Source organism: Moraxella catarrhalis (assembly GCF_001656295.1).
GTDB lineage: Bacteria > Pseudomonadota > Gammaproteobacteria > Pseudomonadales > Moraxellaceae > Moraxella > Moraxella veridica.
On sequence record NZ_LXHE01000005.1, the window covers coordinates 26,613 to 50,286 of the forward strand.

The 23,674-nt window shown below is 36.4% G+C and carries 16 protein-coding genes and 1 pseudogene; 4 read left to right on the top strand and 13 right to left on the bottom strand.

From position 1 onward, the window contains the following. The first annotated feature begins 144 nt into the window (after window positions 1-144). The 3 genes from AO382_RS03050 to AO382_RS03060 are packed head-to-tail and all read left to right on the top strand — an operon-like array spanning window position 145 to window position 9,275. Window positions 145-3,153, top strand: a complete 3,009-nt coding sequence (locus tag AO382_RS03050; protein ID WP_064618084.1) for a site-specific DNA-methyltransferase — start codon at window positions 145-147, stop codon at window positions 3,151-3,153. Between the two features lies 1 nt (window position 3,154). Further along, window positions 3,155-6,433, top strand: coding sequence for a DEAD/DEAH box helicase family protein (locus AO382_RS03055; RefSeq protein WP_064618086.1), 3,279 nt, complete (start codon window positions 3,155-3,157; stop codon window positions 6,431-6,433). A gap of 4 nt (window positions 6,434-6,437) precedes the next feature. Then, window positions 6,438-9,275 (top strand): SNF2-related protein, encoded by a 2,838-nt coding sequence (locus AO382_RS03060; RefSeq protein WP_064618088.1) that lies wholly within the window; start codon window positions 6,438-6,440, stop codon window positions 9,273-9,275. 249 nt (window positions 9,276-9,524) lie between these two features. Here the strand turns inward: AO382_RS03060 and AO382_RS03065 are convergent. The 5 genes and pseudogenes from AO382_RS03065 to AO382_RS03085 form a co-directional block, all read right to left on the bottom strand. Continuing rightward, a pseudogene (locus AO382_RS03065) lies at window positions 9,525-10,730 on the bottom strand (IS256 family transposase). Between the two features lie 181 nt (window positions 10,731-10,911). Next, entirely contained in the window at window positions 10,912-12,204 is a 1,293-nt protein-coding gene (locus AO382_RS03070; protein WP_064618090.1) for a DUF3100 domain-containing protein, read from the bottom strand. 23 nt (window positions 12,205-12,227) lie between these two features. Next, window positions 12,228-13,400, bottom strand: coding sequence for a M20 aminoacylase family protein (locus AO382_RS03075; protein WP_227513614.1), 1,173 nt, complete (start codon window positions 13,398-13,400; stop codon window positions 12,228-12,230). An 11-nt stretch (window positions 13,401-13,411) separates the two neighbouring features. Next, window positions 13,412-14,929 (bottom strand): aldehyde dehydrogenase family protein, encoded by a 1,518-nt coding sequence (locus tag AO382_RS03080; protein ID WP_064618092.1) that lies wholly within the window; start codon window positions 14,927-14,929, stop codon window positions 13,412-13,414. Between the two features lie 14 nt (window positions 14,930-14,943). Beyond that, a complete protein-coding gene (locus tag AO382_RS03085; protein ID WP_064618093.1) occupies window positions 14,944-15,810 on the bottom strand; it encodes an NAD(P)-dependent oxidoreductase in 867 nt (288 codons plus the stop codon). Window positions 15,811-15,938: 128 nt separating this feature from the next. Here AO382_RS03085 and AO382_RS03090 point away from each other — a divergent pair, with 128 nt between their 5' ends. Continuing rightward, window positions 15,939-16,832 (top strand): LysR family transcriptional regulator, encoded by an 894-nt coding sequence (locus tag AO382_RS03090; RefSeq protein ID WP_064618152.1) that lies wholly within the window; start codon window positions 15,939-15,941, stop codon window positions 16,830-16,832. A gap of 213 nt (window positions 16,833-17,045) precedes the next feature. Here AO382_RS03090 and AO382_RS03095 read toward each other — a convergent pair whose 3' ends face one another. From AO382_RS03095 to AO382_RS03130, 8 genes are all read right to left on the bottom strand, one after another. Further along, window positions 17,046-17,300 carry a hypothetical protein gene (locus AO382_RS03095; RefSeq protein WP_064618095.1) on the bottom strand — a complete coding sequence of 85 codons (255 nt, stop codon included), beginning with the start codon at window positions 17,298-17,300 and terminating at the stop codon, window positions 17,046-17,048. Between the two features lie 621 nt (window positions 17,301-17,921). Then, window positions 17,922-18,383 (bottom strand): hypothetical protein, encoded by a 462-nt coding sequence (locus AO382_RS03100; protein WP_064618097.1) that lies wholly within the window; start codon window positions 18,381-18,383, stop codon window positions 17,922-17,924. An 838-nt stretch (window positions 18,384-19,221) separates the two neighbouring features. Continuing rightward, complete coding sequence (locus AO382_RS10775; protein ID WP_064618098.1) at window positions 19,222-19,653, bottom strand: hypothetical protein; 432 nt, start codon at window positions 19,651-19,653, stop codon at window positions 19,222-19,224. After that, window positions 19,653-20,369, bottom strand: a complete 717-nt coding sequence (locus AO382_RS10650; RefSeq protein WP_154806254.1) for a DUF6862 domain-containing protein — start codon at window positions 20,367-20,369, stop codon at window positions 19,653-19,655. The genes AO382_RS10775 and AO382_RS10650 overlap by 1 nt, the downstream gene beginning before the upstream one ends. A gap of 75 nt (window positions 20,370-20,444) precedes the next feature. Beyond that, window positions 20,445-20,729, bottom strand: a complete 285-nt coding sequence (locus tag AO382_RS03115) for a hypothetical protein (protein ID WP_147286435.1) — start codon at window positions 20,727-20,729, stop codon at window positions 20,445-20,447. Window positions 20,730-20,924: 195 nt separating this feature from the next. After that, window positions 20,925-21,665, bottom strand: a complete 741-nt coding sequence (istB, locus tag AO382_RS03120) for an IS21-like element helper ATPase IstB (protein WP_064618104.1) — start codon at window positions 21,663-21,665, stop codon at window positions 20,925-20,927. Continuing rightward, window positions 21,658-23,238: an IS21 family transposase gene (gene istA, locus AO382_RS03125; RefSeq protein ID WP_064618107.1), complete on the bottom strand. Its 1,581-nt coding sequence runs from the start codon at window positions 23,236-23,238 to the stop codon at window positions 21,658-21,660. The genes istB and istA overlap by 8 nt, the downstream gene beginning before the upstream one ends. Before the next feature lie 161 nt (window positions 23,239-23,399). Further along, on the bottom strand, window positions 23,400-23,666 hold the full coding sequence (locus AO382_RS03130) for a hypothetical protein (protein ID WP_064618109.1): 267 nt from the start codon (window positions 23,664-23,666) through the stop codon (window positions 23,400-23,402). Between the last annotated feature and the right edge of the window lie 8 nt (window positions 23,667-23,674).

Genomic DNA, 23,674 nt, shown 5'->3' on the forward strand with positions numbered 1-23,674 from the left:
CTTCAACAATAAGATTACCATGATCATAATTAAAACCTTAAGAGAAATCCATAACAATCTAAAGTCATACCAAGCGAATACCATCTCGTAGACATGACATTTATGGTACAATAAAATATTAATAATTTAAACATAGGAACCGCCATGACTGCCTTAGCCGAACTCACCAGCAAACTCAAAGAAATCTTTCAAATTGACCGTGCCGATTTGGATTTTGGCATTTATCGCATTTTAAACAGCCGTAACGAACAGATTACCCACTATCTAAACCACACTCTGCCAAAAAACGTTGCCGACAAACTTGCCAAAGATGGTGACATGGAAACGGCGGTTTACCGTCACTTATTGACTTTTTTTAGCCGTTATTATGAAGAAGGCGATTTTATCAGCCAGCGTCGTTATAAAGGCGATACCTACGCCATTCCCTACAATGGCGAAGAAGTGATGCTACATTGGGCAAACAAAGACCAGTATTACACCAAATCGGGCGAAAACTTCACCAATTACCGTTTTGATTTGGCGGACGGACGACAAGTCTTTTTTAAACTAAACACCGCCGATACCGCCAAAGACAACCAAAAAGACAACAAAGCGGAGAGAGTATTTGTCGTAGCCGAAGACGGCATTGTTGAAAGTGAAGATGAATTTGGCAACGTAATCACCCAAGCCATTACAGCCATTAGCGAAAGCGATGACGGTAAGGTTTTGACCATTTTGTTTGATTACACGGCTATTAAGGGTGCCAAACAAACACAAGCAAAAGATAAAGATACTGAAAAAGATAAATCCATTAACGGACAGACTGTTCAAACTTTGTTAGCCAATCCGATTATTGGCAAAAATTGGCAAATACTCGCCCAAAAAGAAGGAACAGAAAATAATCAAGAACGCTCGCTATTACGCAAATATTTGGACGACTACACCGCCAAAAACAAAGCCGATTATTTTATTCATAAAGATTTGGGTGGATTTTTAAAGCGTGAATTGGATTTTTATATCAAAAATGAAGTGATGAATTTGGACGACATTGACAATGTGTCAGCCTTTGCTGACATTGAGAACAATTTACGCCTAATCCAAACACTTCGCCACATCGCTCACGACATCATCGCCTTTTTGGCTCAATTAGAGAATTTCCAAAAACGACTTTGGGAAAAGAAAAAATTCGTTGCCGATTGCCACTATCTCATCACGCTGGACAACATTGACAAAAGATTCCACGCAGAGATTTTTGCCAATCAAAAACAGCTTGATGAGTGGCAAAAACTCTATCAGTTACCAAGTGTTACCCCCCCCCCCGACAATCCGCATTTAGTCGTTAATACGTCATTGTTCAGTCAATCTTTCCAAGCCAAATTATTGGGCGGTTTTGATGAATTGGACAATCAAATCGACGGCACAATCATTCATAGCGATAACTTCCAAGCCCTAAATCTGCTACAAGCCAAATATCAAGGTCAAGTCAAATGTATTTATATTGACCCGCCGTATAATACGGAAGATGATAGAGAAAAAGGAGATTTTTTATACAAAGATAGTTTTGCACAATCCACTTGGTTATCAATGTTTGAAAACCGCTTGCAATTAAGTCGCAATTTATTAAATTATAATGGTTTATTGGCTTGCCATATGGACGAACACGAACATCTATCATTGGAATATGTTATTAAGCAAATGTTCGGTAGTGGGGATATGGGTAAATTAATTTGGGATAAAAGAAATCCCAAAGGCGATGCAAAAGGCTTATCAGCCCAGCATGAATATGTTCATTTTGCAACAAATAACATAAATCATTTAGATGATGAAACTGCCTTTGTAAGAAATAAAGCAAATGCAGAACTAATGCTTGATAAAGTTGAAAAATTAATTAAAAAATATGGCATTACTGAAAAAACAAGGGAAAAATATAAAGAGTGGATAAAAGAAAACAAAGATAAATTATCTGGCGGAGAAAAAGCTTATAATCAAATTGATGATAATGGTGATATTTTTCGTCCTGTATCTATGGCTTGGCCCAACAAAAAAACAGCACCTGATGATTATTTTATTCCACTCATTCACCCTATTACAGGCAAGCCTTGCCCTGTTCCTGCTCGCGGTTGGCGTAATCCGCCTACAACAATGCAAAAATTATTAGAAAAAGATTTAATTCTATTTGGACAAGATGAAAGTATAATTCCAAATAGAAAATATCTTTTAAAAGAAAATTTAACCGAAAATGTATCATCGCTTTACTATATGGGAAGTAGTGATGATGAATTATTTAAGAATATGGGATTTAGTTTTGATAACCCAAAACCAATTCAAGCAAGTAAATATTTTTTATCAATCATCGCACGCCCACAAAACTCTCTAATCCTAGACTACTTTGCAGGTTCAGGCACAACCGCCCACGCCGTAATCAATCTTAACCGTGAAGATGGTGGCAATCGCAAGTTTATTTTGGTGGAGCAAGGCGAGTATTTTGATACGGTGCTAAAACCCCGCATTCAAAAAGTCATTTTTGCCAAAGACTACAAAGACGGTAAACCTGTGGCGGATAAGGACGGACAATTTGGTGGTATCAGTCAAATCGTCAAAGTCCTAAAATTAGAAAGCTATGAAGATACACTCAATAATCTTGTTTTAAAACCAAAAGATTTGGCAGGTCTTGGCGAACAAACTCAAAACGATTATGTTTTAAACTATATGCTGGATATTGAAAGTCGTGAAAGTTTATTAAATGTGGCAGATTTTGCCAAACCATTTGATTATCAATTAGACATCACAACGAACAGTGCTGGGGCATCTGTCCGCCAAAAAATTGATTTGGTAGAAACCTTTAACTACCTGATTGGGGCGACTGTTTTGGGCATTGATGACCGAAGAGATGGTAAAGGCTATGTAGAGATTGAATGTCGATTGCCACGCCAAAATGACGATGAACGCACACTGATTTTTTGGCGTGATTGCGACAAATTGGGCTATGACGAACTAAAAGCAATGTTTGTTGCACGCAATATCAACCCCAGAGAAAGCATTTATCAAGAGATTTATATCAATGGCGACCACACCCTAGATACGGTATGGGAAAGTGCGGACAGTGTGCAAAGCACCCTGAAAGTCAAATCCATTGAGCAAGAATTTTTGACATTGATGTTTGGAGCAATCTAAGATGGCAAAAGCAACCAAGACCAAACAGACCAAATTAGATTTTCATCAGCATTTGATTTTAAATCGCTGGCTGTTATCACTGTTTAATGTGGATAAACCACAAGATTTTTTTGGCAAACAGCCCGAACGTTTTGAAGGCGTGTTAAACGGCAATACGCTGTTTTTGGACGAGATTCTGTACGGACAATTTTTCCGTTTGCATAACAGTCCATTAACGGCAGAAGAATTACGCCGTTATGACTTAAATATTGTCAAACATTGGCAAAAAATCACCGCAAAACGCAATCAAAAAGACGGCTTTGAATTGAAAATGAAATATTTTCAATATTTAAGTTTGCTGTTTACTGAAATTTATTTAGATTGGTATTTTAATAAATCTCAAGATTTATTGGATGCACTGAATCAAGCCAAATCCGATTATGAATTTCAAATCAAAGAAGCCAAAACATTCCCACCCTTTGTTTTGGAGGATTTGTCCAGTCTTGCTTTTTGGAACGCCACAGGCAGTGGTAAAACATTGATTATGCACGTTAATATTTTGCAATATCAGCATTATGCCAAAACAATAGACAAAATCATTGTTATCACTACCAATGAAGGATTGTCTAAACAGCATTTGGGCGATTTGCTGCTGTCGGATTTTTCAGCCAGCCTGTTTGGTAAAAATACTGGGCAGCTCATAAAATCTGATGTGGAAATTATTGAAATTACCAAACTGGCAGACAAAGACGGCGATAAGACCGTAGCGGCGGAAAGTTTCTTAGGAAATAATTTGGTATTGGTTGACGAAGGTCATCGTGGCAGTAGTAACGAAACGGGTCAGTGGCTAAAAAATCGTGAAATCGTTAGTCGAGATGGTTTTTCGTTTGAGTATTCGGCAACGCTTGGACAAGTGGTCAGCGGACGCAAAAACCCATTTTTTGAAAAATACGCCAAATCGATTTTGTTTGACTATTCTTATAAATATTTTTATCAAGACGGCTTTGGCAAAGAAAGCCTGATTTTAAATTTAAATAAAGAGAATAACTATTTTGAACAGCACGAAAAATTGTATTTAACTGCCTGCTTATTGGCATTTTATCAACAAAAATATTTATTTAAAGCGCATCAAAGTGAAGTAAGTCAATGGAATATTGAAAATCCTTTGATGGTTTTTGTGGGCAGTAAAGTCTCCGTAAAATCATCTCCTGGACAAAAAGACAACGAATCTCAGAAAATAGAAAAATCAGACGTATTAAAAGTAGTAAATTTCTTGGCATATTTTGTCAATCACACCGATGAAGTCATTGGTTTTTTAAAAGACTTGATTGGCAATACCGCACGCCTTGTCAATGATAAGGGCGTGGATATTTTTAAAGGCAGGTTTAATCCTTTAACGCATTTTCAAGGCAAAGAAAACGAGCTGTATGCCGATATGCTTGATAAAGTGATGAATGCTAAACATAAAGCCCGTTTACGATTGACACACCTAAAAAAATCGGACGGCGAATTGGCATTGTCATTGGGCGAAAATGGCATACCTTTTGGTATAATTAACATTGGCAACAGTGGCGGATTTTTCGAAGCAGCTGAAAATTCTACCGATTTTGATTGCGTCAGTGATGATTTTAATGAAGGTTATTTTGGACAAATTAACAGTGATAAATCGCCCATTAATATTTTGATTGGCTCAAAGAAATTTACCGAAGGCTGGTCAAGCTGGCGAGTTTCTACCATGGGCTTACTCAATATTGGTAAAAATGAAGGCAGCCAAATCATCCAGTTGTTTGGACGTGGCGTACGCCTAAAAGGGCAAAATATGTCATTAAGACGCAGTGTGCCAAACGAACGCCCCAAATCATTTGATTTAAAAAAGCTAGAAACACTCAATATTTTTGGCATCAATGCTAATTATATGGACGCATTTCGTGAGTATCTGTCAGATGAGGGCATTGATACAACTGAAGTTATTACCATTGAGTTTGATAGCCGCGCCAATCTACCAAAAGATGTGGTTCTGCAGACTCTATCGCTTGACGATGCTTATAAAGGCAATCGTGAAAAAAGCTTTAAACGCACCGAAACTGTCACGCTGTTTGATATTCCCGATAAATATAAAAACATCAGAACTCCGATGGCAGTTTTAGATTTATATCCAAAAGTTCAAGCCATTGCCAGTCGTGATAACGCCATAAAAATTAGCGAAAATCAAAAAGAAAAAAACAAGTTAAACACCCTGATTTTTGAATTCATCAACTGGGATAGGATTTATTTAGCATTGTTAAATCACAAGATGTGGCAATCCTTCAATAATCTTAAATTGGATAAAGACAAAATCAAACAATTTGCCCAGCAAGGCGATTGGTACAAATTATACATTCCAAGCGGTGAATTAACCATTCATCACTTTGACGACATCATCAAGCAAGAGAATATTTTATTGGACTTGCTGATGAATTATTTGGACGCCTTTTATAAGAAACTAAAAGGTGCTTATGAAGGGCAATATTATAAAAAACAAGTCATTGACCACAGTCACAAAGCATTATTGGAAAATTATGTTTTTGATATTCGCCCCAATGAAGATGTCGGCGTGCCAAGCTATGAAAGCAAATTAACCGAATTAAAAGATTGGGTAGAAAGTGGCAATTTGGCGAAAGTGATGGGATTCCGTGATAGCCATGTTAATGCCATTTGTTTTGACAGACATTTATTTTATCCAATCATTACCCTAGACAATAAAGACAGCCTGCCGTTCTCACTCAAGCCTTTGTTAATGGAAGCCAAAAGCGAACGCAAGTTTGTGATTGATTTACAAAACGCTTTCAAAGATGACAAATTAAAAGACTGGATTGGTGATAAAGAGCTGTATTTATTGCGAAATGCATCCAATAAAGCCAAAGGGTTGGGATTTACATTGGCTGGCGATTTTTATCCTGATTTTTTGTTGTGGCTGGTTGATAAACATAACCAAAAACAATGGTTGACCTTTATTGATCCCAAAGGTATTCGCCAATTATCCTTTGATGATCCCAAGTTTATGTTGTTTGATGAATTAAAAACACTTTCAGGCAACCTTAAGCCAGACAATCTCATTTTAAACAGTTTTATTTTATCCATTACGCCAAGTAAAGATACCACAGAAACTGGAGCATTGAATCATTTTGGCAAGACCTATACAGAATTTTCCCAAAAGCATATTTTGTTTATGGAGCATATCAATGGCGTTGATTATCTGGAACATCTATTTAAAGCCATCTTATCTGATGATTATTTAGAAACGATAAATTGGGAAACATAAAGAGATGAACATCACACCACACCAAGCCAAATATTTTGCTAATGCTATTTTATGCCAATCTGACAATGGCGTAGAACGCATTACGCAAGGTTTATTTAATGCCAAAGTGGATTTGAATCCACACCAAATTGATGCTGCTATTTTCGCCTTACACAATCCTTTGGATAGAGGTGTATTATTGGCAGATGAAGTTGGTTTGGGTAAGACCATTGAAGCAGGCTTGGTGTTGTGTCAATTATGGGCAGAGCGTAAACGCCAGCTTATTATTGTTTGTCCTGCTGTGCTTCGCAAACAATGGCAAAATGAATTGGTAAATAAATTTGGACTGCCAAGCATTATTTTTGACAAACACATGCTAAAAGATTTTGGCAATGATGAGTTTAAATTTCTATCTGGTCATATTGGAAAACAGATCATCATTACTTCTCACCATTATGCCAGTAAATTTGCTGATACTTTGGCAGGGTATTATTTTGATTGCGTGATTATTGATGAAGCCCATAAATTAAGAAATGCTCACCGCAACAGCAATAAAATGGGGCGAGCTCTCAAAGCGGCATTTCAAGGACGCAAAAAAATTCTCTTAACCGCCACTCCCTTACAAAACAGCTTAATGGAATTATATGGCTTATCCACTTTGATTGATGATGAAATGTTTGGCGATGAGAAGGTCTTTCGACGTGAGTTCATTAATAGACAAAATAACGATGAGTTAAAAAATCGCTTGCAGGCTGTAGTCAAGCGTACTTTACGAAAAGATGTAAGCGAATACATTCGCTACACCAAACGCCATACCATTACCCAAAATTTCTATCCCAGTGATGACGAACAACGACTTTATGAGTCCATTTCTGAGTTTATTGGGCAAGAAAATACCATTGCCCTTCCCAGAAGCCAACGCCATTTGATTGGCTTGATTTTACGCAAACTACTGGCATCCAGCCCCTATGCTGTTGCTGATACATTACAAATCATTCTAAATCGTTTATTGGCATTAAAAAAACAACAGCAAACGAGTGATTTGTTATCCCAATTTGATGATATTGAGAGCGATTTGGTTGGTGAGTTTGATGAATGGGAGGATGATGATAGCAGTGATGACAACAGTAATGGTGATTTAACAAATTTAAATCAAGAAATAGCCCAAATTCAATCTTTTATCAACAAAACTCATGAATTAAAAAACGACAGTAAAGCCCAATCCTTATTAACCGCATTGGCAACAGGCTTTGATAAGATGAATGAATTGGGCGCAAAGCAGAAAGTGATTATTTTTACTGAAAGCGTCCGCACGCAAAGCTATTTATTTGACTTTTTAAGCAATAACGGCTATCGGGATAAAATCGTTTGTTTTTCAGGCAGTAGTAATAGCAGTAAAGACAATCAAGCCGTCTATCAAAAATGGCTAAATAATTCAGATAATAAACATAAAATCACAGGTTCAAAAGCTGTTGATGTTAGAACAGCACTCATTGATGAGTTTGAACAAACAGCGCAGATTATGATTGCCACAGAATCAGCTTCTGAGGGAGTGAATTTGCAATTTTGCTCTTTGCTTATCAATTATGATCTGCCGTGGAATCCGCAAAGAGTAGAACAAAGGATTGGACGTTGTCATCGTTATGGTCAATTATTTGACGTGGTTGTGATTAATTTTTTAAACAAACGCAATGAAGCCGATCAAAGAATTTTGGAATTACTGGGCGAAAAATTTAAGTTATTTGACGGCGTATTTGGTGTTTCTGATGAAATATTAGGGCGTATAGAAAGTGGTATTGATTTTGAAAAACGGATTAACCAAATTTATGATAAATGTCGTACATCCGATGAAATCAAAACCGCTTTTGATGAACTGCAAAAAGAACTGGAAAGTCAGATTCAGGCAAATCTAGAACGAGCAGGCAGTCAAATTTTGGATTATTTTGACGAAGATGTGCAAGAAAAACTAAAACTGCAATTATCAAAAAGCCAGAGTCTGTTGGACAAAACCAGCCGTTATTTCTGGTTAGCCACACAATTTGCTTTAAATAATAAAGCTAATTTTGATGAAAAAAACGGAAGTTTTTATTTGCACAGCCCACCAAAAGGCTTTCAGGCTGCCAATTATGTTTTACAAGCTCAAAACGAGCAAAAAGGACATGATTATCGCCTACATCATCCACTTGGTGAGTACTGCTTGTCTGTTTGTCAAAATGCCCACACTCCAATCGCTTCGCTGTCCTTTGATTATACCAATTATCACAGTAAGCTATCTATTATTGGACAAAAACAAGGACAATCAGGCTGGCTTTGGGTAGATAAAGTTGGTTTTTATGGTGAAAAACAGACACACGAAGAAATAGTCTTTACCGCCTGTACCGAGCAAGGTGAATGGCTTGACGATGATTTTTGTCAAAAATTACTGAGTATTCAAGCACAAAGCGATAAACCTAATAAAGCATTTCCAGAGAATTTGACACAAAATGCCAAGCAAGCCATCACTGCCCTAACCGCACGCCATAGTGAAAGCCAAAGTATTTTATTAAAAAAAGAAAGTCAAAGACTGGATAAATGGGCGGAAGATAAAATTAAAGCCAGCGAACAAGAGATTGCCGATATTGATGAAAAAATCAAGCAGATTAAACGCAATAAAAATCAAGCTAGAAATTTGGAGGAATTGGCACAAATAGAAAGTGAGTTAAAAAATACAGAAAGACAACGACGTCGTTTACGTCAATCTTTATTTGATGTTCAAGATGAAATTGAAGAGCAGCGAGATGAATTGTTTAGTAGAATACAATCTCAATTGGCCCAAGATACAAAGGTTGAGCATCTATTCGCTATACATTGGGCAATAAATTAACCCCCTTCTCTGCGGTTATACTTGGTGCAATAAAATAGCAGTGCTTGTCATGGTAATATACGGCATGGTTGGTTCTTAATGTTAAAAGCGCTGGCATTGCATTGTTTCCTACAGAAAGCAATGCAATACCTTTGAGTTCGCGCTTATAGGAATTCTATTCAATTATTCCACTACAAATCGACAGCTAAAAAGGTGCATTTATAAAAAATTCACAGGGCCTTTCCCACATTCTGTGTAACTACCACTGGGTTAAAGATAAGGTTCAAATCTATCACCAGATTCAATCATAAAACGATTAAGAGCAGAAGTCCAGTTGCGAATTGGCATTGTCCATTTTTTAGACGCATTTTGGATAGCCAAGCAAATCACCTTTCTGACTGAATCATCAGAGGAAAAATACCTTGCGCCTATTCTCCGCTGAGCGTAGCACGCTGTTTAATGATTCAATGGCATTGGTGGTATAAATAGCTCTTCGAATGTCTTTGGGGTAGTTCAAGAATGCTGAAAGCCCCTGCCAATTTGCTTGCCATGATTTGACAATTTGCGGATATTTATCTGCCCATAGTTTATCAAACTGCTCAAGATTAGCCAGAGTCAAAGCTTCAGTGTCTGCGCCATAAATTGATTTTAAGTCACAGGCAATGGCTTTACGACCTTTATAGGGCACAAACTTCATTGAATAGCGAACCATGTACACTACGCACAATTAAACTTGCGTATTTCGATACACTGTTGTGATTGCCTCACTAAAGCCTTTTAATCCATCCACACAAGCGATTAGAATGACTTTTAGCCCACGATTTTGAAGTTCAATCATGATACCAAGCCAAAACTTAGCGCCTTCATTTTCAGACAACCGCATACCCAGTATCTCTTTTTTACCTTGCAAATTAATGCCCAAGGCCAAGTAAATTGCTTTATTGATAATACAACTGTCTTGACGGATTTTTACCACAATACAGTCCAAATAGACAATAGGATATACCGCATCCAGCGGTCGATTTTGCCAAGCAATAATGTCTGTCATGACCGTGTCGGTGACAAGAGATATCACGCTGTCAGAAACTTGCACACCGTAGATATCTCGAATAGTATAGGAAATTTTTGCAGTATATTGGCCCTTGGCATAAAAATAAAGAATCTGTTCATCTATACCTGTAATTTGGGTTTGATTCTTTTTAACAAGTTATGGCTCAAAACTGCCCTGTCCCTTGGCGTATCAATTTGTATGCTGCCCAGTTCAATGCCTAAAGTCTTGCTCATTTTGCCATTGTGTTTGTTGCTCTGTTCTGACTTCTCGTGTTTATCATAGCCCAGATGCTCTCTCATCTCTATCTCTAGACTGTTGTTAATAAACCACTGAAGCATGAACTTATGTATGGCTTTAAAATCATCCATGCTGTTTAAGTGCCCAACCATTTGAGTGGCCAGTTCATTGAGTTTGTTATCGTGCATTGCTTAGTCTCCTGTTAGAAATATTATAAGCAGTTACACAGATTTGGGGAAAGGCTCGAAAACCTATGGACAGCAAATCAACAAAACCGTGAATAATCAGTTAAATTCACAAATAAAAGCAGCCAAGTGGCTGCTTTTTAGCGGTGGTTTTTTACAGGTGCTACATAATGGCGTAAATTAATCATAATAATGCATCTGCAATAACTACTGAACCTAAATAGGTTCCTGTGAATGTCAATAATGCAATCATTATGATTTTGATGCCAGATTGTTTAAACAAGCTTATTTCAGACTTGGAGATCGCCATACCCGCATATGCTAGAGCTGGTGTTATTAAAGGCAATAGACCAAGTTTGTCTGTTTCTGCTATTACATAGTCAGCCATTGGCATAAATGGTAATGCGATAAAGATTGCCACAATTGAAATCCATGCGATATTTGGCACACCGATAGGAACTATCTTTTTAACAAAGATACCGATCAAGCAGCAAACAAATAGAATAGCCATACCTGGCAATGCCTCAATTGGAGACGTTTTTGTACCAACCCAATTGACGATTAGTAATAACGTGCAGATAAAAACAAGACCTGTAATTAATTGTGCTAATGAAATAGAAACTTCGTCATTATCTGCGGTACCAATTTCCTCAGTTGCAAAAGAGGCTGACTGAGTCTTTCTCAATTTTGACGATACATTAAATAACCATTCTGCAAATGGCAGCGCTATAAAGATTGAAACAAACAATCCGGTTGCATAAGTTAGTAGGTTGCTTGAGGCTGCAAATGCAACAATATCCTCTTTATGCTCTGGAAGAATCTCAGAAAGTGCTGCAGAACATGCACCCATCATACTTCCAGAACCAACACCGCAAGCCATAGCTAAGGCGCGAACATCAAACAAATTCCAAGAAGCAACCACACCTGCCATAATTGAAAAATAAATTGCTCCAAACAGTGTTCCCATTACATAAACACCCATGACACCAATACCTTCTGGTGTTTTTAATCCAAATCTGTCAGCAATCAAGGCAATATTCGGCTCCCGTGCAATCGAGTGTGTGGCACCAATTGATTCACGCCCCATGCCAAAAACCAAAACAGCAATTGGCATTGCAAACAAAACTGTTGCCACATTACCAATTTCCTGGAGAATCAGAGCGGGACCAGCTGCAATAATCTCGTTAATCTTAGGTCCGATACCGACTGCGAATTTGGCTATAAATGGCATAAGGCATATCAAAATCCATTGACCTGCAACCAAATTACCATTTTTTCCAACCAACCGACCTAATGTTGAGTTAATGTTTGGATTAAAAAATACTGAAAATACAAAAGCGTACAACAGTGGCAGCAAAATCATTGTACCAATACCGATATCAAATTTAGCAATCCCAATCCATTCTGCAATACAGGCTAGCACCAAAGCTAGAGCGTGTAAGCGCCAGTTAAAAAATATCGAATTTGAAATTTTCATATTTACGTCCTTTAAGTTGTTATTTATAACTTTAGCCTACCCTCAGCCAAGCTAATCCATAACTTAATTCCGATAGGTAGCGCATTATCATTAAAATCATAATATGGGTTGTGTAATGCCGTTGAAGGTTTATCGACTTCATCAACGCCAAGCCAAATATAAGCACCTTTCTTATTATTCAGCATAAATGAAAAATCTTCAGAAGCCATAGTTGGTAAAACATCTGAAAAAACTTTATCTTCCCCAAATGCTAATTTAGCAAGATGTCTTGCCTCGTTGGCGCAATCTGGGTCATTAATGGTTGCAGGATAGCAATCTTGATAATCCAAGACGCCCTTTACACCAGTTGTATGTTCAAGAGATTCTACATTTGCGATTAGTTGCTGCTTGAGGAGTAGCCGCACATCTTCATTAAAAGCCCTAATAGTTCCTTTTAATCTAGCCACCTCTGGAATAATGTTATAAGTGTCTCCACTCTCAAATTGTGTAATGCTTAACACTCCCGAGTCTAGTGGTGAGATCTGTCGAGCAACAATAGATTGTAGTTGATTTACTAACATTGCACCTGCCACAATTGGATCTTTGCCTTGATGAGGCATAGCTGCGTGCGAGCCCACACCTTGCAGCCGAATGTCGAAAATATCAAACGATGCCATCATTGAGCCATCATTAATACAAATATCCCCAAGCGGTCTACCAGGCCAATTATGTAATCCGTATATCTCATCAATGGTAAAGTTTTCAAACAATCCGGCCTCTACCATTGCTTTCCCACCCCCTTTGTTTTCTTCAGCAGGTTGAAAAATAAAATAAATCGTGCCATCAAACTGGCCATATTCAGAAAGGTATTTTGCAGCGCCAAGCAGAATTGCCGTATGGCCATCGTGACCACAGGCATGCATCTTGCCATTATTGATCGAACAATACCTTAAATCATTTAGCTCCTGCATTGGTAATGCATCCATGTCTGCACGGATTGCAATACTTTTATTTGAATTGCCTTTTTTCAACACGCCAACCACACCTGTGTTGGCAATATTTTCATATACTTTAACATTACACTTTGTTAATATATCCGCAACCATCTTTGCTGTATTAAATTCTTCAAATCCAAGCTCAGGATTGGCATGTAAATACTGTCGCCATTCACGAACTTCCTTTAAAAAATTTTCAGACAACATCTCATATGACTTCATAATTACTCCTTTTATACCTCTTGCGCACCGTATCCAAAATTTACCAAAGGTGTAAGGGCTGTTTCAACCCACACGCTCTTAATTTGGCTATACTCATGTAAGGCTGCCAATCCCGATGACCTGCCGTAGCCACTATCTTTATAGCCACCAAATGGTGAACTTACATGAATATTTTTATAATTATTAATCCACACAGTACCTGCTTTAATGTTTTTTGCCATACGATGCGCTCGCGCCACATCATTTGTCCAGACAGCTCCGGCTAAGCCAAATTGACTATCATTAGCGATCCTAATTGCCTCTTCTTCGTCTTTAAAAGGTATAGCAACCACAACCGGTCCAAATATTTCTTGTTGAGCACAATCTAAAGTGTTATTACCAATAAGAATTGTTGGATTAACATAATATCCGTCAGTTTTAGGTATTGAAATGGTATTTCCTGCAGCAATGGATGCTCCTTGTTTTTGTGCATTTTCTAAAGCGCTACAAACGTATTCAAATTGCTTTTTATTATTGATTGGTGAAATATGAGTGGTTTCTTCAGTAGGATTGCCAACAACAAACTTATTTGTACTTTTAGCTAAATCATTAACAAACTGATCAAAAATATCTAATTGGATTAGCAATCGCGAGCCTGCTACACAGCTTTGGCCTGCATTCGCAAAAATGGCATTTTGTGCGCCACGAAGAGCCTTATCATAATCAGCATCTGAAAAAACAATATTTGCAGATTTACCACCCAATTCAAGTACACAAGGGATTCCTCTTTTGGCAGCATGAACAGCAATATTCTTACCTGTTGATACAGAACCCACAAAAACAACTTTTTGAATATTTGCATCATTGATGAGTTTCTGACCTATAGTATGCCCATACCCAGCAACCACATTAATTAGGCCTTTCGGGATACCAACCTGCTCAGCCAGATAAGCTATCAATAATGAGGTTATAGGGGTAATCTCAGATGGTTTTAAAACCACAGCATTACCCGCTGTAATTGCAGGAGCTATCTGCCAACCACAAGTAAATATCGGTGCATTCCATGGTGTGATTTGTAAAACTACGCCCAAAGGCTCATAAGTCGTATAGTTTAAGTGGCCAGTTGGTACAGTAATGGTTTTTCCATGAATCTTGTCTGCCCAACCTGCATAGTAAAAAAACATCTCGGCTACTTTCGCTACCTCACCTCGCGCATCACGAATTGGCTTGTTGGCAGTCCAAGACTCAATCTGCGCCAAAATTTCCTGATTTTCGGTGATTATTTCTCCTAGTTGATAGATAAATTGTCCACGTCTCGCTGCGGTCATGCTTAACCATTGCTGCTGTGCAGTCGATGTGCAATAATTTAGTTGATTGATGATATTCTCGTCGGCATCCTGATAATAAAATAAGTCAGAATCATCATGGGCAAATTTAACATTGATTTTATCGCCAGTACCAAAGACCCACTTCCCACCCACATAACTTGCAACACCTTTAAACTCTGGGCAAATTTTTTTAATGAACTGATCAACCAATTTATTCATCATACAACATCCTTTATTTAAGATTTTTTAAATAATTTTTCATCTACTAGTTGCACTATTGCATTAAAATCTATCTCGTCTACCAAGTTGTGGCTATCATGCCAAAAATTTACAACTTGTTGCGATAATAAAAGATCATCAGGCAATAAATTTTGGGCTAGTGCTACATCTTTTCTCATCAAACCCATGGTAAATCCAGAATCATAAGTTTGATTCAAAATCCATTTTTTAAAATTAACTTCACTAACCGCACTACGGCCAGAACCTTGATTAATACCTCCTAAGAAAGCCTGTGGATCAACTCCCAAGCGCGTCGCCATAGACATTGCCTCAGCAACCAATAAGAGATTTGCAGCTACAAGTAAATTATTACCGAGTTTAGTAATATTACCTGCACCAACCTGACCAACTCTAAGATGATTTGCGCTCATTTTATTTAAAATTGGCGTAATCCCATCATATACTGCTTCACTTGACCCAACAACCATGCTCATTGTGCCTGATGCAGCCCCCAAAGGACCTCCTGATACGGGGGCATCCACGAAAGTCATTTCTATATCACAGAAAACTTGTGCGATTTGACGACTCGTCTCTGGGATTGAAGTACTAGTATCAATCACTATCAGTCCTTTTTTAGGGTAAGCAATGATCCCTTCCTCACCCAAGCAAGTTTCTAGAACATGTTCTGCTTTTGGTAGTGATAAAATCAATATTTCAGATTGTTTAATGAGATCTTTTAGGCTGTTGCAAAGCCTAATATTCTGCTGCCTTGCTCTTTTTTGACTGGATGCACAGATATCATAACCTAATACAGATTCGTCTTTTTGCTGAAGGTTTATCGCCATAGACAGGCCCATATTCCCTAAACCTATAACACCAATCATTGCAATTCTCCTTATTGCTTCATTGTTAACAACTATTGAAAGATAGTATAAAAACGGTTAATATAAACCTCAAGTTCACAAGATAAATAAATTGTTGCCTTTTTAGCAACATGTTTAAGATGACTCTTATGAAAAATGTAATAGACAAGCGAATGTACTATTTTTATCAGACTGTGCAGCTAGGCGGTATTCGTGTTGCAGCAGACGCTTTGAATATTGCGCCTTCGGCTATAAGCAGGCAGATAGCAAACCTGGAAAAAGAACTTGGTATAGTGCTTTTAGAACGTGGTATGCGTGGTGCAAGACCAACTGAAGCTGGATATTATGTCTTGGATTGCTTCCGACACGTGCTAGAACAAGCTGAAGTCTTAGAAAGTCGAATTGGCGCACTAAAAGGTATGAATGCCGGCACTATAACAGTCAGCACAGGGGCCGGTTATGTTAAAGCGCTATCTTTATTAATTACCAAGTTTTCTGCCAGACACCCTCAGATTACCATTCGCATCAATATTAATAGCAGTAACGAAATTATTCGTAAAGTACTAGAGGGAGAGTCCAACTTTGGTATATTATATAATGCTATTAGACACCCTAAACTCAAATCACATTATCGAGCACAGCATCCATTGCATGTATTTATGGCAAAAAATCATGCATTATCCCAAAATAGCAGTGTTAGCATCAAACAGCTGACTAATGAAAGGTTGGCAATGACTGATATCACTCATGGAATCCGCCAATTAATCGAGAATGCTGAGCGCGAACACGGGCTATCTTTAAGTCCCACTCTGCTTTGTAATGATATGAATTTATTAAAAGATTATGCGCTATTTGGTGGTGTCACGTTTTTACCAAGATTCATGTTACAACCCTCAGAAGTTGAACTTATTACCACTAAGCCTTTGTCAGAACCAATATTTTTAAACCCTGAGTCACAAATTATCTCTCGACGAGGTGCAATATTATCGCCTGCAAGTCAAGCCTTGTTAATTGAACTTGCAATCATGCTAAAGAATCTTTAATTGATTATTATTATAAAAATCCAAGAGACATCTTCACCAATAATTCTATTTGCCGCCATTGCTTTTGGGTGACTCGCTTCTGATTTCTCGTCCGTTCTGGTCAAAGCTTTGGTTACCGTGAGCTGCAAATCAATCTCATTTTGTACTCTCCGTCAATGGAGATCTTATCTAGAATTAAAGTGTAGTACTTCATAAATTAATCTAAATTAGAGGCTAACCCATACTAAAATAAGAATGGCAATAAACCAAGAAACCCATTTTTACTATCAACAAGATAACCAAAAAAACACTAAATGGTAAATCTTTATTTTTTATAAAAGCAGAAAATATTAAGAATAATACAATTGAACATACAACATAAATTGCCAACAATAAGGGATTTCCCAAATGCTGAGCTAAGCAAAAAGCAAAAATATATATAAAAACATCTAAAAAAAATAAAGAAGTATATTTATCTGCAGTATCCATATTTTATCTTTTTTTCTTATCAACTTCATTAAATTTTCTTATCGCATCTTCTCTACTTGTATCAATGATGAGCCTATTTGTATGATCCGAATATCTACTATTATTTGATAGTTTACCAAAACCTGCACCAGATATGTCGCTATGACGAGAATGATAAGTTGTCTTATTCCCATTTCCGTTGCCAAAATCTGGCTAAATAGATAAGCGTTCTTTACAGAATAAAATCTATAAATTACTATGCAATAATCCTATAATAGCTAACATATAAAAACAAAACCAAATAAAAGCACCAACAGCAAGGATAATAAAAAAGCACCTAATCATCTTTTTTACATAAATCATAATTACTCTCACAAATTTTCTGGGATTCATTAAATTTTCTTTCAGCTTGCCTTATTTTTTCACCAATAATTCCATTTGCCCCCATTGCTTTTGGATAACTTGTTTTTGATGGAAGTCTACCAAAGATCATTTTTGAATGATCTATATTAGCATGAATGCCAAAAACTCTATTTCATTTAAAGATACAAAGCAAGAGCAATAATCATACGCATTATAAAAACATAAATTATTGGTGCAAAAAACATAAGTATTAGTAGTGCAAATATCATAAAAATTATCTTATTTTTTCTTTTTTTCAATTTTACACTCCTCAGAATTATTTTCACAAATTACTTGTGATTTATTAAATTGATTAATGGCTAGGGTACTTTGATGGTCTTTCAATTTTCCCATATACGTACCTGATACACCAATATTAATCCCCTTAATAGTTGCTGGAACACCCCTTCTATTGTCTAAACTAGTTCTATCGCCCAACCCGCTTCCAAAATCAATATAAGGATCTACATCATATTTAATATGCTTCCATCCATCCTGTCTTGGTCCATAATAATTATAAGTTCCTGCATTGGTTGGATCTCTTACAATTCTAGTGTAGTCATCATCACTTAAAATACCGTCTTTTGTGTCAATAATAATTTCCATTTGTCCATTATTATGAACAAACTTTTTATACCTATAATTACTGATTTGGGTGGCTTCTTTGGTGGTTAAACTTGGGTTATTAAGCTCTTGAGACACCCCCTATGATACCATTTGAGTTAGGAGCGTACAAGGCGGAGGTGATGCCATCGAAGAGTCTTGGGTTTTATTTAGTCTTCAATAATATCTATATCAAAAACAGGTTTTATGCCCTTTTTTCTTTCTTTCTCTCATCTTATCTACTACATGTTGGTTAAGAACAAAACATCGATAAAAAGCGTGAAACATACATAAAAACATTACACAAAAAACTACTTTATATAGAAACATAAATTTAGAATATGCCAGTACAAAAAGAATAAAAAATAAAACAAAACAGATAAGTAAGCTGATATGAAAATTTTTCAACTTAGTTTTGTTTTTATAATAGCTATCATTGATTGACACAAGTCTCCCCTGATTTCATGTATAACAACCTTTACATTATTTTTCTTAAAAATATTTTTAAAAAATTTAATATTTGAATCAAGAACAAAACCACCGATACATAAAGATAGAAATATTGTAGAAAGAGCAAGAATGGTGAATATAATATTATGGATGTAGATATTGATGTCTACAAAAAACCCCAAAACTCATGTAATTACACCAAATAGCCAAACTATGATAAACATATAGATAATTTTCTTATTAATTTGTACCTCTATTTTTTAGAACAATATTCAGATGTTTTATTTTCACATATTTGCACAGCAACTCCAACTTCAGCACCTACAGCTATAGCTGGTTGTATGGCAATTACTCCATTATAATGGCGGACATGATGCCGTCGAGTATTCTTAGGTTGTCGTCTATTTGTTTGAGCCAAATAACAATAAGCCTAGCTTTAAAATTAATATATTTATTTGCATTACTTTAAATCCATTTATAAGATAACTCATGGTAATATAAATGCGTAAATAGAGCAATATAAACATAGTGAAATTAATCCGTACCAAGTGATAAAAAACTTATAAAAATACGGTCTTTTTGATATCAATGGTTTAATTATTAAAAAAATTGGTGGCATTATCCATGCTATCATAAGTGCAACTAGCGGAAAGCCGCTTTCAATAAATGAAACAAAAACCACCAATGCATATACATTGAATACAGAAAGAATTAATATTCCAATCAAAGTTATTGATGGAAATATACTAAAAAACGAAAATATTCTGATATATTCTTCTAAAATAACTTTATTCATGCCACGAGAAATAATTTTCGCCAATAAATAGATATATAGAAAAAAGCTTAATGCTCCAAAAGTTATCAGGAAAACAAAATTTAAAATCATAGTTATGGCAAAAAGCTTATATCCCATATCCATTATTGACATTCCTTAACTTCTTTCATACCCTCACAACCAACATCAACTCTGTGGTCTGGATTCAAAAAATCGCCAGATTTAGACCGCCTTCTGAGTTTTATAGCTGAATCCACGAAAAACTTACTTGCCTTTTTCCAGGAATTATAATGTCTCTCATGTACCGCTTGCAATTCTCGGTCGTGCTGTTCATTTACAAGTCTCCCATAGCTCCAGCTGTTACTTTGCCCCACATGATTATTATAAATATATTGAAATTCCGACCTACCATTTCGCATAATAACCCCTCCAGCTTCTGCAATCCAATCTGAATAAAAAGACTTATCCGCTCCCTTAAGGCTTAAAAAGCTTCTTGATTCACTTTCCGCCACCCTAAACCATGGTTGCTCTGTATAACCATACATCGCCCCAAAGTAGTTTGCTCTTTCGTCTAGAGTGTTGATGGTATGATAGCCACTAGAATTTGCAACTGATAAAACATTCTGAGTAGATGTTTTAATGTCGCTTGCTTTTCCATAATGATTTCTGTTTTTTCCCACATATTCCAAGGCATCTTGTATCATGAGATGACAACTGGTGCTATTTGGATTGCTTGAGCAAGTGTTTTTTAGTTGCTCATCTTGCTGTCTAGAAATTTCATCATATTTAGCCACATGGGCTGCACAATCTTTCTTTGTACCAACACACGAGATTTTGTCCTGTAGCTGACGATGACTCAAATAATTCCACTGCACCTGCCCCACATTGTTAGCAGTACTTTTGTCTTCAAATGATTTGGTAACAGCCCTAATGAGCTAAACTCTAAATAAAAAGTGGAAAATGCCTAATGCATAAAATATGACCATCAAAAAAAACCAATAAAATCTCAATATTTTACTATCATTTGATTTTACTTTATTTCCAAACGACCAAAAATCTCTACCATTAACATAGTCATAAATATCCACAAAAACCATCAAAGAAATAAATAAAAATATAAAAAATTCATAAATATCAAAATAGTATTTCTTGTCTAGCTCAATTGATACAATAATACTTATAACAAAAGGAGCAACAATAAGGATTTTATTTACACTCATGTTTCTGTTCTCCTCTGATATTTTGAGATAAACAGCTATCATATATCGCATTAGTAATAGCATCATTTGTACCCAGCTTGCAAAATTACCTCACTCATAAACACCCATTCTTATCAAACGTGACCACCCAATAGCATCATTTATGGACAATCATTCTTATTGAACATGGTCACGTTGATAATTTAGGCTAAAACTTTATTCTAAAATTTCAGCCATTTTTCGCATAGAATCTCCTAAAATTTGAATTTTATGAGCTTGATTGATGATTCTATCAAGAATTGCATCTGCTATTGTAGAATCTTCAAATTTCTCATGCCAAAGTTCAATTGGGAATTGACTGGTTATCATCAAACTACCGTTAATTGACTGTTGGTCAATTAGCTCTAAAAGTAAAGGAGCTAACTGTTTATCAATATTGCCAAGGGCGAAGTCATCGATAATCAATAGCTTAAACTTGATTAAACGCTTTCTTAGTTGATTTAAACTCCCATCAAGCAAGGCATCGCCTAGTTGTTCAAGCAGTTGTTGGGCTGTGATAAAATAAGTATCATATCCCATTCTGCAAGCTTGTACACCTAGCGAGCAGGACAACCAAGTTTTACCAGTACCTGTCGCTCCAAATATCAACAAGTTTTGTTTTTTATCAAGCCAACTGCCATTGCAGAGATGTTTAATCAGGTCTTTAGGCAACTTGCGTTGGGGTTTGTATTCCAAATCTTCTATTCGAGCAGAGGGATAACGAAACTTAGCATTCTTTAACAGGCGTTCGATTTTTCGTTGATGTCGAAATTGTAACTCACTGTCTGTCAATATCGATAATATTTCATCAAATCTTAACTGTTGTTTAAGATAACTATCGTAATTATTATCAAGGGTTTCAATAAACATTGGCAAGTTAAGCTCATTAAGCTGTTTTCGAGTCTGCGTATTAAGCATAACAAACCTCCTTTTGATTCATCATACTTGAATAATATTCGCTACCTCGAACATTGTCATGAGTTTGTCGTGGTTTGGGCTTTTTAGCTTTATTATCAAGATGAATACGTTGATAATTCTTGCTACTAACTAAGCTTTTCAAACGGGATAAGCTAAAAATTCCTGCATTAATTGCAAAGCTACTTGCTTCATCTAATCTGTCTTCATAGTCGTTTTCAATCACCCATTTTTTAAAATCAATCAGTTTGCGTAGATTGCTTGCGTATTGTGATTTATCATTAAGCAATTCATCAATCACGAGATAGCAATTATCACCCAGTTTTTTCGACCATTGACGTAAATAATCAGGATTATTTTGAGCTTGATATTGATGGTCAGGTGGCATATGGTTGTAATCAATTACTTCAGATTGCCCATCTTCAGCAAGGGCATGACTAGCAATGCGTTGATGCTGATAGTACATTTCAACTAGCTTGTCACTGATAGCGATGTTAATAGTATGATGTGCATAGTTATAAGGTACACTGTAGCAAACGCCATCTATCATAATTTGATAAAATTCATTAACTTTTACATCGTATTGCCATTTCTTAAGCTCAAATGTTCGAGCAGGTAGTTGAGTTAAAAAAGGCTTATCGTATAGCAAATACTGCTCATAACGAGACGTAGTAAAGCGTTTTGTCGTTTTATTATTTAGCTCAATTAATTGTTCACTAATTGCTTCATTTAACTCTTCAATTGAAAAAAATGTGCGATGACGTAGCTTTGCTAGTATGCCACGCTGTACAATTTGTACACTTACTTCTGCAAGACCTTTGTCCTTTGGGTGGCGTGGTCTTGTCGGCACGATTGCAAAATCATAATATCGAGCCAATTCAACATAGCTTTGGTTTAGGCTTAGATTTTGTTTGTTGTTAGTAATCACGGCTGATTTTAAATTATCTGTGACTACTTGTTGTGGTATGCCAGCAAAATAGTTGAACATCGCAATATGACAGCGAAGCCAATCATTAATTTTTTGTGATTCGACAGCGAATGCAAAAATGTACCCTGAAGCCCCAAGTACCGCCACGAATACTTGTACATATTTGATTTTACCAGTTTTTGGGTCTTGAATTGGCATCGTGCGACCACAGAAATCAACTAAAACTTGTTCTCCCTGCTTGTAGGTTTGCTTCATTGATAAACGATTAGTCTTACGCCACGCTCGGTATTTACGAGCGAATTGTGAGTACGACAGACCACTAGGGTTATCTATACGATATTCTTGCCACAACAATTCAAGTGTCATGTCTCGCTTTTTTAGTTCATCATAGATATCATCCCAAATAGGTTCAGGTTTGCCTTTCTGTTGTGGAGCTTGTAGTTGTGAGCCAATTTGACTGCGAAAATCTTTGTCAGCTAATTCTGATAATTGCTTATAGCTAAGATTTGACTGCTTAAACTTTTCTAGCAACGTACCGACAGTGGTGGGTGATAGGTCTAAAATACGAGCAATTTCACGATTGCTATAATTTGGATTGAATGTATGTAAACGAATAATTTCACGTTGTAAAAATGTATCTAAACGCATAATTTTTTCCTTGTAAAATTGAGAAAAATGCGTAGATAAAATGCTCTATTATTTGACAGAAATGTGAATTTATATCAAAATAGTAGTTGTCGGACTCAATCGACATCGTGCAGTATCTGAGTCTCAGAAACTCAGGTACTGTGCATTTTATTTACGCTGTATCATAAAATACTTAACTCTAGTGTTAATAAATCATTTTTAACCCCCTCTTGATTGTTAATAGTTGCTCGTTTTATTGAAGGATTATTAGCATTATCTAAATACCCCAATTTTTGTAATTCCTGAATAATGAGTATAGATGATTGAGCATCTAGGCTACGCAAATTATCTGCACAATATTTTTCAAAAGCTTCTCGAATTTCTGTAGTTGGCAAGCGAACTTGAAACGGTCTGCCTTTACTGGGTCTGTCGACTAAGTTTTTGTTCATTTCATTCC